Below are 14,709 nucleotides of genomic sequence, written 5' to 3' on the forward strand. Positions count from 1 at the left end.
CCACCGGCCACCCACCGGCCACCCACCGGCCACCCACCGGCCGAGCACCGGCCACCCACCGGCCGAGCACCGGCCACCCACCGGCCGAGCACCGGCCACCCACCGGCCGAGCACCGGCCACCCACCGGCCGAGCAGTGCCTCGCACACCGGCCGAACAGCGCCTCGCGCACCGGCCGAGCACGAGCGAGCCCCCGGTCCCGGAGATCTCCGGCGGCCGGGGGCTCGGCTCGTACCCGGCTCGGCTCGTACCCGGCTCGGCTCGTACCCGGCTCGGCTCGCGCGCGGCTCGGCTCGCGCGCGGTCCGGCTCGTACGCGGCCCGGCTCGTATCCGGCCTGGCTCGTACGCGGTCCGGCTCCCGCTCAGCCCACGTCCGCGTTCTGCAGCGTCCTCGTCACGTCCACGGCGTCCTTCGTGGCCGCCACCAGCCGGCCCTGGCGCACCACTTGGAGGGTGACGCCGGCGTTGACCAGGCGGGCCAGGCCCGCGGCGGCGAAGGGGCCGGACTGGCTCCAGCTCAGGGGCGGGGTCAGCCCGCCGGTGTCCGCCTTCAGCCCGCTGTTGAGGGTGCGGCGCACGGTGTCGGCGGTCACCGCGCCGGAGCCGATCTTCTCCAGGACCGCGCGCAGCACCGTGTAGGCGATCCAGGTGGTCTGCACCCCGGCGTCCGCCGGATCGACGCGGTTGTCGCCGAACGCCTGCTCGTTGATGACCTTCTTCATCGGCGCCCACCGCGGATCGTCCGCCACCGGGTACCAGCCGGTGATGTACGCCCCCTCGTACGGCCCCGTGCGCCCGCCGCTCGCGTCGATCACCGTCTGGTCGACGTTGCCGAGCACCGCGGCGGTGCGCACCGCCGGATAGCTGTCGCGGTCGCGGCGGAAGGAGTCCATGAAGATGTTGGTGCGCTCGCCGAGGGAGGGCACCACGCAGCCGCGCCGGCCCGGCTCGGCGGCCGACTGCCTCAGCGCCCGGTCCGCCTGCCCGGAGTACTCGGTGGCGTCCTCGGCGGCCGGCCGGTCGAGGGCGGGGCCGTGGCCGCCCGCCTTCAGGCCCGCGTTCAGCAGGCCGGGCAGCTCGTCGCCGGCGATGCTGTCGGGCCGTACGAAGGTGACCGGGCCGCAGTCGGCGGCCAGCGCCTTGCCGAGTCCGACCAGCAGGCTCGGCTGGCCGCCGTTGACGGGGTAGGACAGCGCGCGGGTGAACTCGGCGGTGGTCACGCCGTAGCCGCCGAGGTACGGGATGCCCGCGCCCTCCAGCGGCGGGAAGAAGGAGTCGCTGTACTGGCTGTAGGAGCCGACGACGGCGACCACGTTCTCCTTGACCGCGAGCCGGGCGCACTTGGCCGCCGCCACGCTGTCGTTGCCCTCGTTGCAGGTGAGGACCTTGAGCTTGTGGCCCGCGATGCCGCCGTCGGCGTTGACCCAGCGGGCGTAGGCGCGGGCCATGGCGGGCATGCCGGGCTTGTTGGTCGCCCGGGTGCCGTCCGGCGCCCAGGTCATCACGGTCACGGTGTCGTCCCCGGAGCCCCCCGTGACGGCGGGGACGACACCGCAGCCGGCGGCGAGCGACGCGCACACCGCCAGGGCGGCCGCGGTCAGGAGGGTCCTTCTGCGTCCGGCGGGCCGGGTGGGGGCGGTGGGAAGGAAGCTGCGCGCGTGTCGCCTGCCGGTCATGTCCCCGCACGATTCCGGCACATCCCTAACCCCGGAGCGATCCTTCCTTGACAATGGGTGACGCGACGGTGAATTGCGGGGGGCGGGCCGGCCGTCCGGAAGGAGAACGTACGATCGATGACCGTGCAAGGTTCGGAGAACTCTTCCCGTCGCGGCCGTCGCTCCTCCACCATGGGCGGCATGCCACTCAACGACATGCCGTGGTGGCGCTGGCGCAGCAATGTGCGCTCCGCGCTGCACATGCTCTCCGACCCGGTGTTCCAGCGGGACGTCTGGCTGGCGGGCGTCGAGGGGTACGGAGACGTCACCGACGCCGTGTACCGGCTGGTGGAGGACACCTGGCTGGACAACTGGTCCGCCGAGAAATACGTCGGCACGATCTTCCGGGACTCCCAGGAGGCCGCGCTCGTCGACACGGCCGTCCTGCGGGTGCTGCGGATCATGCACCAGGTCGGGCCGGACGCGCCGGTGGCCGCCTATCTCGACCACCACGCCTGGCCGGAGGCGGTGCGGGCGGCGCGGGACGCGCATCTGCGGCTCGCGGCGAGCGACGGCGACGACCCGGACGCGCCGCCGCGCAGCCTGGAGGTGCTGCGCATCATGACCCGCGGCGCGGCATAGGGTCCGCCGACGCGGCACAGGGTCCTCGGCCCGGCCCGGCCCGGCCCGGCCCGGCCCGGCGCGGGGCCTGCGGCCGGGGCGCGGGGTACGGGTACGGCCCGCGGTGCCGGCTGCGGGGCGCGTCCGGTCGGCGGGACGCGTTCCCGCGACGGGCGGGGTGTGTGGGACCCTGTCCCGCATGACTGAGCAGTCCTCCCGAGCCGCCGCGACCACGGCCGACCAGTACGTCCTGACCCTCTCCTGCCCCGACAAGCAGGGCATCGTGCACGCCGTGTCGAGCTATCTGTTCATGACCGGCTGCAACATCGTGGACAGCCAGCAGTTCGGCGACCAGGACTCGGGACTGTTCTTCATGCGGGTCCACTTCTCCGCCGAGTCGCCGGTGACCGTGGACAAGCTGCGGGCCAGCTTCGCGGCGATCGGCGACTCCTTCGGCATGGAGTGGCAGATCCACCGGGCCGACGAGAAGATGCGGATCGTGCTGATGGTCAGCAAGTTCGGGCACTGCCTGAACGACCTGCTCTTCCGCGCCCGGATCGGGGCGCTGCCCGTCGAGATCGCCGCCGTGGTCTCCAACCACACCGACTTCGCCGAGCTGGTGGCCTCCTACGACATCCCCTTCCACCACATCCCGGTGACCCGCGACACCAAGGCCGAGGCCGAGGCGCGGCTGCTGGAGCTGGTGCGCGAGGAGGAGGTCGAACTCGTCGTCCTCGCCCGCTACATGCAGGTCCTCTCCGACGACCTGTGCAAGCAGCTCAGCGGCCGGATCATCAACATCCACCACTCCTTCCTGCCGAGCTTCAAGGGCGCCAAGCCGTACCACCAGGCGCACGCGCGGGGCGTGAAGCTGATCGGCGCGACGGCCCACTACGTGACCGCCGACCTCGACGAGGGCCCGATCATCGAGCAGGAGGTCGAGCGGGTCGGCCACGACGTCACCCCGGACCAGCTGGTCGCCCTCGGCCGCGACGTGGAGTGCCAGGCCCTGGCCCGCGCAGTGAAGTGGCACGCCGAACACCGCATCCTCCTGAACGGCCGCCGCACGGTGGTCTTCGCCTGAGCCGCGACGCCTGAGCCGCGACGCCTGAGCCGCTGTGCCTGACGGCGGGCGCCTGGCCGGCCGAGGGCGCCTGACCGGCTGGGGACGCCTGACCGGCTGGGGACGCCCGATCGGCTGGGGACGCCCGGCCGGCCGAGGGCGCCTGACCAGCCGAGGACGCCTGACGGCCGAGGACGCCTGACCAGCCGAGGGCGGCCGACGGCGCGGGGCGGACCCGTCGCCGGTTACATCCGGCTCAGCGATGCCGCCGCGTACAGGACGTCCCTGATCGCGTCGCGGTCGCCGGTCTGGCCCGCGGCCGCCTCGCGCGGGGCGATGTGGCCGGCCGCCAGATGGCAGAACTCCACGCCGTCCAGCGCCACATGGGCCACCTCGTGGTCCGCGGAGCCCACCGCGCCGGGCGAGTCGAGCGGTATCAGCCACTGCCCGCCGCCCGAGCCCTCGATCTCCAGCCGCAGACTGCGCCCCGGCGCGCCCGCGGTCACCAGGTGCCGGGCCCGGCCCGGTGCGGCCAGTCCGGCCCGCCGCCGCTCGGCCAGCACCCCCGGCAGCATCCGGGCGGCCAGGTCGATCATCCCGTGCAGATGGCGCGGGGCCGGCGGGTCGTAGGGGTAGTCCACCGCGTCGGCGATGTCCTCGGCGTGCACCCAGCACTCGAAGGCCCGGTCCAGCAGCGCGTCCCGCAGCGGCAGTTCGAAGCCGCCGTACGGCACCGTCGCCTTCTCCGGGCCGACGGCGTCGGCGGGCTCGGTCCCGTCGGCCCGGGACACCGTGCGCACCAGCGCGTGCGTCTGGCTGCGCCAGGGCGTCCGTACGGAGCGGGTCGGCGGGCAGTGCGCGGCCCGCCAGTACGCCTCGGTGCGCGCCGTCGGCGTGGGCGGGTCGGCCGGGGTGTCCGCGAGCGGGTCGGCCAGGCCGAGCGCCGCCGCGACCAGCCCGTCCACGCTCATCAGATGCGCGATGACCCCCGCGACGGTGGTCCGGCGGCTGGCCGCCGACTCGCCCTCGAACCAGCGCAGCCGCACCGGCGCGTGCCAATCGGGGTCGCGGATGTCCTGGAGCAGCGCGTCCAGGCGCGCGGTCTCCGCGTCGTAGGGCGCCGCCCACGCGGGCACCGGGATGCGCGCCGGGCGCCGTTCCAGACAGCTTTCCAGGACCCGGGTGCGCAGGCCGGGGTCCAGGTCGAGGCTCTCGGGCGGGTGCAGCAGGCCGACCGCAGCCCGCAGCCGCAGCGCCTCCTCGGCGCAGTCGCCGCAGCCGCCGAGGTGCTCCTCCACGGCCGCCGCCTCCCGGGGCGAGCAGGCGGCCAGCGCCCACGCCCCGAGGAGCGACTTCAGGACGTCGTGTGCCGGCACGGGGCCGCCCGCGTCCTCTCGTCGCGCCGGCCGCCGCTCCGGCCGGGTCCGTCCGCTCATGCCGCGCCCCCGTATCCCGGTGGCGGCGCGCCGGGGCCGGCCGAGTCGTGGGCGGTGGCCAGCAGCTGGAGGCCGAGGCGGAGCCGGCGGCGGGCCTCGTCCTCGGTGACGCCGAGGTCGGCGGCGGTCTGCCGGTAGTCGCGGCGCTGGAAGTAGGCCAGCTCCAGGGCGGCGCGCAGCGGCGCGGGCATGGAGTGGACGATGAAGTCGGCGCGGGCGGCGACGGAGGCGCGGCGCACCCGGTGCTCCAGTTCCTCGGGCGAGCCCTCGCCGCCGTCGGTCAGGGCGGCGGCGCCGAGGGCGCGCAGCCGCTGCACGGCCAGCCGGTGGGTCAGCGTCGCCACCCAGGTGCGCAGGGGGCCCTGGCGCGGGTCGTAGGCGTCGGGGTGCTGCCAGACGTGGGCGAACACCTCGCGGGTGACGGCGTCGGCGCCCTGTTCGTCGCCGAGCACGCGGTGGGCGAGGCCGTGCACGAGGGAGGCGAACCGGTCGTACAGCTCGCCGAGAGCGGCGGCCTCGCCGCGGGCGAGCCGTTGCTGCATCCCGCTGTCCCAGCGGGGCGGTGCGTCCTTCTTCGCCATGCGGCCCCCTCCGCGCCCGGCGCCCTGCCGCGCCCGTGTCCCGGTCCGTCGCCGGTTTCCACCCTGTCCGTCCGGTCCTTCCGAATGTAGTCGGCACGTACGGGGCCGCACGCCCCTTTGTGCCAATGTGCGCCCCCCGACAAGCCGCAGGTGGTAGAGGGCGTTTTCTCGTTCTGTCGCGTCTACCCCCGCACCGGGGGACCAATTCCGACCGAACGCGACCGGAGTTGACCGAAATGAATCCGTTGATGAACAAGGCCGGTTTGACGTGCGGTGTTTGGGGGAACGGCCGCTGGGCAGCCGCGCGGAAAGAAACGTAGGAACTGGCTCCGTTTCCGGGCGGTTCCGGGGAAGATCCGGCGAGCGGAGGGCGGGCCGTGGTGTTCAAGGTGACCGGCGACGAACAGGGCGGGTGGAGCGTGCTCCACGTCGCCGGCGAACTGGACCTGGTGACCTCACCGGTGCTGCGCCAGCGGGTCCACGACGTGGTGGCGCAGGGCCGCCACGATCTCGTGCTGGACCTCTCGGAGGTCTTCTTCTGCGACTCCAGCGGCGTCGGCGTGCTCATCGCCGCCCGCCGGCTGATCCGCTCCTGCCAGGGCCGGCTGCGGCTGCTCCTGCCGGCCGGCGGCGCCGAGGAGGGCTCCCACGTCAACCGCGTCCTCGGCGCGCTCGGCGTGCGCCGCCTCTTCGACGTGCGCCCCGACCTGGCCTCGGCGGTCGACGAGGAACCGCTGTCCGCGTAGCGCGCCCGCACCGCGTCCGCCCGGGTCGCGACACCCCCGGCCCACCCGGGTCACGGCACCCGGAGTCGCGCGTACCCGTGTCACCCGGAGTCGCCGTACCCGTGTCACCCGGAGTCGCCGTACCCGTGTCACCCGGAGTCGCAGTCCCGTGTCACCCGGAGTTGTAGTACCCGTGTCCCGGAATTAGCCCGGAGTCGGCACAACGGCCGCTTTCCGGCCTCCCGCGGGCGTCCGGCGTCATACGCTCCCAGCCAGACGCACCCCCACACGTGAGGCGGCCGAAAAGACATGGTGAGCAGCGAGTACGAACGCAGGATCGGGGACCGGTTCGCCACCCTCGACCAGGACGGCAACGGCTGGATCGACCGCGAGGACTTCAACGTGGCGGCCAAGGCGCTGCTCGGCGAGTTCGGCGTCACCGCCCGCTGCGACAAGGGCCAGGCCCTGTACGGCGGGGCGGAGGCCTTCTGGCAGGGCATGGCCGGGATCGCCGACGCCGACGGCGACCAGCGCATCACCCGCCAGGAGTTCGTGACCGGCGCGGTCAAGCGGCTGCGCGACAACCCCGAGCGGTTCGCCGAGATCGCCCGACCCTTCCTGCACGCCGCCCTGGCCGTCGCGGACACCGACGACGACGGGGCCGCCACCGTCGCGGACACCGCCCGCGCGCTCAGGGCCCTCGGCGTGTCCGAGCAGACCGCGCGGGCCACCGCCGCCGCGCTCGACGCCGACGGCGACGACCGGATCGGCGAGCAGGACGTCGTCCCCGCGCTGGCCCGCTACTTCACCGTCACCGAGTGACCGGGCCGGGGCTCCCCCGGCCGCCGTGGACCGCGCTGCGGATCGTGGCGGAGCGCGGCTACGGAGGGTAGTTGTCGAGTTGTCCGCCCCGCGCCACCCGTCACGTCCCGGAGTCGCCGGTCCGCTCCGGTACCTTGGGTCGGGTGCGAGTGGCTCCGCGGACCGGCCGTCCCGGCGTCGTCCCAGGGGCGGCTCCGGACAGGGCGGTGCGTGCGGCTGCTTGCGAGGTCGGGCGGCGTGTGCTGCCCACCTGTTCGACTCCCCGCGATGAGCGTCGCACAGTATGCCGCACGAGTACTCCTTCGCGCGGGAATATGCCCGAAGCGCTTGTTGCGGTGACGGTACGTCAACCATGCTGTCTCGCATGGGAGTCACAGTCCGTGACGCTTGCTCTGGTCGTTGTTCTGGCCATGCAGAAAATGGCTACGATCGTGGCCCTCGCACGGCGCGGGGTCATGGGTCCGCCGGTTCGGATGGTGTGAGCGGTGCAGGTGCTTCAAGTGCAGCTGGAGATCCGGCCCGACCCCGCGGAAGTGGGGCGGGCCCGCAGATGGGCCCGTTCCCGGCTGGCCGGGTCGGGGATAGCGGCCGACGAGCCGCTCGCCGAGACCCTGGTCCTGCTCGTCTCCGAGCTGGTCACCAACGCCGTGGTGCACACCGGCTGTCCGGCCGTGCTACGGCTCTGTCTGCCCGGCACGGCGGCCGAGGCGGCCACCGTGCGGCTGGAGGTGGCCGACGCCAGCACCCGGGCGCCCGTGCCGCGCTGCGCGGACGACGACGCCACCGGCGGGCGGGGCCTGGCCCTGGTGGACGGCCTCGCCGACCGGTGGGGGTGGAGCGCGGAGGGCGCCGGCAAGCGGATCTGGTGCGAACTCGACCGCTGCGCACCGGCCGTCGCGGAGAAGGCCGCCCCGGCCTCCTGCGGCGACCGGCTCCCGGCGGGCGGCGCCGCGGTGCCGGCCGGGACGTCGGGGCTCGACGGGCCGACGTACGAAGGGCTGGCCTTCGAGGCGGTGTGAGGGACGGGTGTACGGGCCGCGGTCCCCACGTCGCTTGCGGCTCACAGGAGTTGGCGGTGCGGTCCGGGTTGCGGCCGTGCGCCGGAGGGAGTCGACGCCTGCCCCGAGGACGGCCGTGCGCCGAGGGCGCCGACGCTTGTCCTGGGGGCGGCCGTGCGCCGAGTGTGCCGGTCCGGGTGAGGGCCGTGCGCCGGGGGGTGCTTCCGTGCGCGGCCGTTGCGAGCCCCGCATAACGGGCATACCGCCGAACGGCTGTTGACGTGCCGTGTCCGTTTGATCACGCTTGTGGCAGCGATTCGCCGTGAGGGGACGCCGAGGGCCGCACGCCGAACTCCGGGCCACCGGAGGCTCCGTGTGCCGAGGCCTCGGCGAGTGTGAGTCGTGAGGTCGGCGCCGACCGGTCCCGTCAGGACCGAGGGGGGTGGGGTCGGTGCGCCGGAGCCGGATGGCGGCGCGCGGTGCCGTGCTCGGGGCGGGCATGGGCGCGCCGCCACCCGGACTCGCCCCGCGCCGCCCGGCGCCTGGGCTCGCCCCGCCGTCCGGGACCGGGGCTCGCGCCGCCGTCCGGGACCCGGGCTCGTCCCGCCGTTCGGTGCCGGGGCTCGTCCCGCCGTTCGGGACCGGGGCTCGCCTCGCCGTTCGGTGCCCGGGCTCGCGCCGCCGTTCGGGACCCGGACTCGCCTCGCTGTCCGGTGCCGGGGCTCGCGCCGCCGTTCGGGACCCGGACCCGCCTCGCTGGCCGGTGCCGAGGCTCGCGCCGACTTCTCCACAGGCTGTGGACAACTCCGTGCGCCCTCGACCGCCCTCGCCTCGGCCTCCGCCTCGGCCTCGAACTAGGACCCGGTCCCGTTATCGTCCCGCCGCCGAGGACACGGCCGTCCGTGCCGTCCGCTGGACCAGGGAGACGCCGTCGTCCATCGACGCGTTGCCGGCCGACAGGACCGCCACCAGGTAGCGGTGCCCGCCGACGGTGATCCGGCCGACGCTGTTCACGTCCCACAGCCCGGTCGTGCTCCGCTGCAGCCAGCCGTTCTTCAGGGCCGTGCCCGAGGCCGAGCCGGCCGCCGAGACGCCCCAGGCCTGTTCGTCGTCCACGCTGTTCATCAGGGTGCGGAGGTAGGTCCGGGAGGTCTCGTTCAGCGCGGCCGGGGCCGTCTTCGGCGGGTCGAACACCGCGCGCAGCAGCCGTATCTGGTCGCTCGCCGTGGTCCGGGTCAGCCCCCACTTGGCGCCGGGGCCGCCCTGGGTCTCGGTCAGCCCGAGCCGCTTGTTCGCCGCGGCCAGGCCCGGTGCGCGGCCGATCTGCCGCCACAGGGCGTTCGCCGCCGCGTTGTCGCTCTCGCGGATCATCGGCTCGGCCCAGGCGCGCTCCTGCGCGGTGAGGGACCGCCCCGCGTCCTGCGCCTGGAGCAGCGCCGTCGCGAGGATGTCCACCTTGACGATGCTGGCGGTGTCGTAGGGGGAGTCGTCGCCGTAGACGACGGGCTGCTGCCGGGCGCCGTCCAGCGGGAGCACCGCCGCGGTCACCCGGGAGGCGTCCTCGGCGTGCGCCGGTGCGGCGGCGCCCAGGGCGCTGGCGGACAGCAGCACGGCGGCGGAGACGAGAAGGGCGCCGGTCCTCGGACGCGGCACCGAGCGCAAGCGATTCAGCATGGTCGAGAAGGCCCTGTTCGTGGCGGGGGCGAGGGATCGGACGACCCGGAGACGAACATAGGTAAAACGGCTGGCCGGGGAGGTGACCGTCATCACCGAAAACCGGCATACGCCCGAATTGTGAGAAGAGCCATAGGCGACGGCCCGGCCGTGAAACGCCCCCTCGTCCTCGCCCCCGCTCCTGCCCTGCCCCTATACCGCCCTGCCCCGCCCCTACACCGCCCCGCCCACCCGGAACGTGCGCCGGTAGGCGGTCGGGGTCACTCCGAGCGCCGCCATGAGGTGCTGCCGCATCGACTGCGCCGTGCCGAAGCCCGCGTCCCGTGCCACCCGGTCCATGGACAGGTCCGTCGACTCCAGCAGGTGCCGGGCCCGTTCGATCCGCTGCCGGGTGAGCCACTGACCCGGGCTCACCCCGACCTCCTCCCGGAACCGCCGGGCGAACGTCCGTACCGACATGGCCTCCCGCTCGGCCATGTCGCGCAGCTGGATCGGTTCGTGCAGCCGCTCCAGCGCCCAGGCGCGGGCGGTGGCCGTGGTGGCCAGCTGCGGGTCGGGCACCGGACGGGCGATGTACTGCGCCTGCCCGCCGTCGCGGTGCGGGGGCACGACCGTGCGGCGGGCCACGTCGTTGGCGACGGCGGTGCCGTGGTCGCGGCGCACCATGTGCAGGCACAGGTCGATCCCGGCCGCCACGCCCGCCGAGGTCAGCACGTCGCCGTCGTCGACGAACAGCACGTCCGCGTCCACCTTGACCCGCGGGAACAGCCGCTGGAAGCGGCCGGCGTCCGCCCAGTGAATGGTCGCGGGGCGGCCGTCCAGGTATCCGGCGGCGGCGAGCACGTACGCGCCCGTGCAGATCGAGGCGAGCCGGGTGCCGGGCCGGATCAGCGCGAGGGCGGCGGCCAGGTCCTCGGTCAGCCGCCCCTCCTCGAAGACCGGCCCCAGCTCGTAGGAGGCCGGGACGATCACCGTGTCGGCGCCGGCCAGCGCCTGAGGCCCGTGCGCGACGTCGATCGAGAAGTCGGCGTCCGTGGCCACCGGGCCCGGCGGCCGTACCGAACAGGTCACGACGTCGTACAGCAGCCGCCCCTCGGCGTCGGTGGGCCGGCCGAAGATCCGGTGCGGGATGCCCAGCTCGAAGGGGAGCAGCCCGTCGAGGGCGAGGACGGCGACGCGGTGCGGCCGGAACGAGTCCATGGCCCGATCCTAGCGAATGCTGTCCTTCGGGCCACTCGTTGGGAACGCGCGCACGACGGAAGCTCTATGGCGTGACCCAGACAACCGAACCCGCACCCGACGTCGTGGAAGAACCGCTCCGGCGCCGCCGCATCACGGTGCACCGCGCCTGGTTCGTCGCCGCCGTCACCTTCGTCACGATCATCGGCGCGGCGGCCTTCCGCTCCCTGCCCGGCCTGCTCATCGACCCGCTGCACGCGGAGTTCGGCTGGTCGCGCGGCACGATCGGCGCGGCCGTCTCGATCAACCTCGCCCTGTACGGGCTGACCGCGCCGTTCGCCGCCGCGCTGATGGACCGGTTCGGCATCCGCAAGGTGGTCGCCGTCGCGCTCACCGTGATCGCGGTCGGCTCCGGGCTGACCGTGTGGATGACCGCCGCCTGGCAGCTGTGGCTGTGCTGGGGCCTGCTGGTCGGTCTCGGCTCGGGCTCGATGGCGCTGGCCTTCGCGGCCACGGTCACCAACCGCTGGTTCACCGAGCGGCGCGGCCTGGTCAGCGGCATCCTCACCGCCGCCTCCGCCTCCGGTCAGCTGATCTTCCTGCCGGTGCTGTCCTGGATCGTCCAGTCCCCGCACGGGTGGCGTCCGGCGGCCGTCACGGTGGCGCTCGCGGCCCTCGCCGTCGTCCCCTTCGTCTGGCTGCTGCTGCGCGACCACCCCGCCGACGTGGGCGCACGGCCGTACGGGGCGACGGAGTTCGTGCCCAAGCCGGAGCCCGTACGGGGCGCGGCGCGGCGGACCCTGACCGTGCTGTCCTCGGCGGTGCGCACCGGACCCTTCTGGCTGCTGGCCGGCACCTTCGCGATCTGCGGAGCCTCCACCAACGGCCTGGTCCAGACCCACTTCGTGCCCGCCGCCCACGACCACGGCATGCCCATCACGGCCGCCGCCTCGCTGCTCGCGGTCATCGGCGTCTTCGACGTGGTCGGCACGATCGCCTCCGGCTGGTTCACCGACCGCTTCGAACCGCGCCGGCTGCTCGCCGTGTACTACGCCCTGCGCGGCGTCGCCCTGCTGTTCCTGCCGATGCTGCTGGCGCCGAGCGTCCACCCGCCGATGATCTTCTTCATCGTCTTCTACGGCCTCGACTGGGTCGCCACCGTGCCGCCCACCCTCGCCCTGTGCCGGGAGCAGTACGGCGAGGACAGCGCGATCGTGTTCGGCTGGGTACTCGCCTCCCACCAGGTCGGCGCCGCCCTCGTCGCCTACCTCGGCGGCGTCGCGCGGGACGCCTTCGGCTCCTACGACACGGTCTGGTACGCCTCGGGCGCGCTGTGCGCGGCGGCGGCGCTGATGGCGCTGGTGATCCGACGCCGGCCGGCCGCCGCGGCGGCGGCGTACGCGGGGTGACACGCCGGGGCGTGCGGCGGGCCGCCGTCAGGACGGGCGGCCCTGGGCGGGATGCGGGGGCCCCGGGCGGGACGCGGCCGACCCTGGGCGGGACGCGGGCGGCCCGTCAGGACATCCGGTCCGTCCCGGCAGTTGGCCCGTCAGGACGTCCGGCCCGTCAGGAAGTCCGGCCCGGCCCGGCAGTCGGCCCGGCAGGCCGGCGCGAGCCCGTCAGGACCGTCGCTTTCGCAGGCCGGCGCGGGCCCGTCAGGACCGTTGCTCCCGCAGGCCGGTGCGGGCACGTCGGGACCGGTGGCCCGTCCGACCGGTGCGGGTCCGTCAGGACCGTTGGCCCGGCAGGCCCGTGCGGGGGTTCGCGTGGCGCTTGGCGACGGCCCGCGCGATGCGCTCCGCGTCGATCGCCAGCTCGCGGAGCATGCCGCTGATGGGGTTGGTGAAGCCGGTGAAGTAGAGGCCGGGCGCGTCGGCGGGGGTGCGGGGGCCGTGCGCGACCGGGCGGCCGCGGTCGTCCAGCACCCCGAGATGGCCGACCAGGTCCGTGAGGCCGCGGGTGTAGCCGGTCGCCGCGATCACGGCGTCCGGCTCGATCCGGGAGCCGTCGGCGAGGACCACCTCGCCGCCCTCGAAGGCCTCGACGGCGGCGACCACCTCCACCCGGCCCGTGCGCACGGCGTCGATCAGCCCGACGTCCTGGACCGGGATCGCCCCCTGGCGCACCCGCGAGTACAGGCCGGTGTCCGGGCGCGGCAGCCCCTGCGCCGACAGATCCGGCACACTGAGGCGCGCCAGCGGCCGGGCGAGGCGGTCGACCAGGGCGACCGGAAGCCGCCGGCACAGCACACCCGTGTACTGCGCGGCCCACCCGGCGGTCGACCGGCGCACGATGTGCGGAACGGTGCGCACGGCCAGCCGTACGCGCCGGGCGCCGCCCTCCACCAGATCGACGGCTATCTCCGCGCCGGTGTTGCCGGCGCCCACGACGAGGACGTCCCGGCCGGCGTACGGAGCGGGGGCGCGGTAGGCGGATGCGTGCAGCAGCTCGCCGGTGTACTCCGTACGGCCGGGCCAGTCGGGCAGGCGCGGCGTGTGGTTGTGGCCGGTGGCGACGACCACCGCGCCGCCGGTCAGCTCCCGGCCGCCGGTGGCGCGCAGCAGCCAGCCGGTGCCGTCCGGGGCGCGTTCGATCCGGGAGACCTCGACGCCGGTCACGACCTCCAGCTCATGGTGCTCGGCGTACTTCTCCAGGTAGCGCACCAGGTCGTCGCGGGCCACCCAGCGGCCGAAGCGGCGGGGTATCGCCAGTCCGGGCAGCGCGGACAGGCGGCGGGTGGTGTGCAGATGGAGCCGGTCGTAGTGCCCGCGCCAGGACGCTCCCACCCGGTCGGACTTCTCCAGGACGACGGCGCGTACGCCCCGCGCGCGCAGGGCGTACGCGGCGGCCAGCCCGCCGGGGCCGCCGCCCACGACGTAGACGGGGCGGTCGGCGTGCTCCGGCGCGAAGGGGGCGGTCGGAGGGGGCGGAGTGGTGGGGGTGGAGTCGGCCATGAGGGGGAGCGTATTCACGCACCCGGTTGATGGGTCTCGGTCAAGACCGGAATTGGTTGCGGATTGATCACATGTGACCACGGGCCGTACCGCACCCACCACTTCGGCGCCCCGTGCCTCCGTGACCGTGACGGGACTCGGCCACAATGACCCGATGGCCGACATACGTGAGCAGTCCTTCGCCCGGAGCACCCTCGACCTGCGGGGGCACGGACTCCGGCTGCGCCTGTGGGACCGGCACTCCGAGGACGACGTGCACAGCTGGCTGCGCGGGCGCTCCGACCCGGAGTTCCGGCGCTGGAACACCCCGCTGATCATGGAACGCGACCTCGCCGACGCCCGCGAGTCCCTCACCTCCCACGTCGTGGAGGCCACCGACGGCACCGGCATGCCCCTGTGCGTCACCGACGAGAAGACCGGCGCGATCCTGGGCCACGTCGGCGTGCACGTCATCAGCCGCACCATGCGATGCGGGCGGATCGGCTACTGGGTCCTGCCCGAGGCGCGCGGCCACGGCGTCGCCACCCGGGCGCTGAAGCTCGCCACCCGCTGGGCCTTCGAGGAACTCGCCCTGCACCGCATCGAGTTGGGCCACGCCCTCGGCCACGAGGCGTCCTGCCGCGTCGCCGAGCGGTGCGGGTACCGCTACGAGGGGACCCAGCGCGGCGCGATGTGGGAGGAGGCCCGCCACGACGCCTTCCGCGACTGCCACCTGCACGCCCGCCTGACGACGGACCCGGACCCGGACGAGGCCCCGACCCGGTAGCCGGACGCGGGCCTGAACCCGGCCTCGGGCCGGCAGCAGGCCCCGGCCCGGTGACGGACACGCAGCCGGGTTCCGGCCCCGGTCTGGGGCGGACCTGGGTCGCTGAGGCGGCGGGGCTGAGCCGGAAGCGAGTGCGGGGCCCCTGGAGCGGGCTGTCGACGAGAGGGTGGAGACGCTCAGCGGCGAGCGGTCCGAGCTGGTCTCGGCCCCCAGTGAGTCTCGGTTCGGAGCGGGT

General features: G+C 74.6%; 12 protein-coding genes and 1 pseudogene. 7 read left to right on the forward strand and 6 right to left on the reverse strand.

What is annotated here, in order from left to right:
* Positions 1-362: 362 nt before the first annotated feature.
* Entirely contained in the window at positions 363-1,676 is a 1,314-nt protein-coding gene (locus tag K7787_RS09380) for an ABC transporter substrate-binding protein (protein WP_223001099.1), read from the reverse strand.
* Positions 1,677-1,793: 117 nt separating this feature from the next.
* Between K7787_RS09380 and K7787_RS09385 the strand changes: the two genes are divergently transcribed.
* Both K7787_RS09385 and purU read left to right on the forward strand, forming a co-directional pair.
* Entirely contained in the window at positions 1,794-2,297 is a 504-nt protein-coding gene (locus K7787_RS09385; protein WP_009189178.1) for an SCO4402 family protein, read from the forward strand.
* A 178-nt stretch (positions 2,298-2,475) separates the two neighbouring features.
* Positions 2,476-3,360, forward strand: coding sequence for a formyltetrahydrofolate deformylase (gene purU / locus K7787_RS09390; protein ID WP_009189177.1), 885 nt, complete (start codon positions 2,476-2,478; stop codon positions 3,358-3,360).
* 224 nt (positions 3,361-3,584) lie between these two features.
* On the opposite strand, the pseudogene K7787_RS09395 reads toward purU, so the two are convergent.
* Positions 3,585-4,730: pseudogene (locus K7787_RS09395) on the reverse strand (zf-HC2 domain-containing protein); the annotation flags it as partial.
* Between the two features lie 41 nt (positions 4,731-4,771).
* Positions 4,772-5,356, reverse strand: a complete 585-nt coding sequence (locus K7787_RS09400; protein WP_009189175.1) for a sigma-70 family RNA polymerase sigma factor — start codon at positions 5,354-5,356, stop codon at positions 4,772-4,774.
* A gap of 377 nt (positions 5,357-5,733) precedes the next feature.
* Here K7787_RS09400 and K7787_RS09405 point away from each other — a divergent pair, with 377 nt between their 5' ends.
* The 3 genes from K7787_RS09405 (at position 5,734) to K7787_RS09415 (ending at position 7,922) form a co-directional block, all read left to right on the forward strand.
* Positions 5,734-6,102: an STAS domain-containing protein gene (locus K7787_RS09405; protein WP_169439001.1), complete on the forward strand. Its 369-nt coding sequence runs from the start codon at positions 5,734-5,736 to the stop codon at positions 6,100-6,102.
* A gap of 288 nt (positions 6,103-6,390) precedes the next feature.
* Positions 6,391-6,903, forward strand: a complete 513-nt coding sequence (locus K7787_RS09410; RefSeq protein ID WP_009189173.1) for an EF-hand domain-containing protein — start codon at positions 6,391-6,393, stop codon at positions 6,901-6,903.
* A 500-nt stretch (positions 6,904-7,403) separates the two neighbouring features.
* On the forward strand, positions 7,404-7,922 hold the full coding sequence (locus tag K7787_RS09415) for an ATP-binding protein (RefSeq protein ID WP_223001128.1): 519 nt from the start codon (positions 7,404-7,406) through the stop codon (positions 7,920-7,922).
* A gap of 849 nt (positions 7,923-8,771) precedes the next feature.
* On the opposite strand, the gene K7787_RS09420 is transcribed toward K7787_RS09415, so the two are convergent.
* Entirely contained in the window at positions 8,772-9,575 is an 804-nt protein-coding gene (locus tag K7787_RS09420; protein ID WP_223001101.1) for a serine hydrolase, read from the reverse strand.
* 213 nt (positions 9,576-9,788) lie between these two features.
* A complete protein-coding gene (locus tag K7787_RS09425) occupies positions 9,789-10,775 on the reverse strand; it encodes a GlxA family transcriptional regulator (RefSeq protein WP_223001102.1) in 987 nt (328 codons plus the stop codon).
* 71 nt (positions 10,776-10,846) lie between these two features.
* On the opposite strand from K7787_RS09425, the gene K7787_RS09430 reads away from it, so the two are divergent.
* Entirely contained in the window at positions 10,847-12,163 is a 1,317-nt protein-coding gene (locus K7787_RS09430; RefSeq protein ID WP_223001103.1) for an MFS transporter, read from the forward strand.
* Between the two features lie 318 nt (positions 12,164-12,481).
* Here the strand turns inward: K7787_RS09430 and K7787_RS09435 are convergent, their stop codons facing one another.
* Positions 12,482-13,708, reverse strand: a complete 1,227-nt coding sequence (locus K7787_RS09435) for a flavin-containing monooxygenase (RefSeq protein WP_223001104.1) — start codon at positions 13,706-13,708, stop codon at positions 12,482-12,484.
* Between the two features lie 154 nt (positions 13,709-13,862).
* Between K7787_RS09435 and K7787_RS09440 the strand changes: the two genes are divergently transcribed.
* Positions 13,863-14,474: a GNAT family N-acetyltransferase gene (locus K7787_RS09440; RefSeq protein WP_223001105.1), complete on the forward strand. Its 612-nt coding sequence runs from the start codon at positions 13,863-13,865 to the stop codon at positions 14,472-14,474.
* Positions 14,475-14,709 lie beyond the last annotated feature (235 nt).

Origin of the sequence: Streptomyces sennicomposti (assembly GCF_019890635.1) — a bacterium.
Taxonomy (GTDB): Bacteria; Actinomycetota; Actinomycetes; order Streptomycetales; family Streptomycetaceae; genus Streptomyces; species Streptomyces sennicomposti.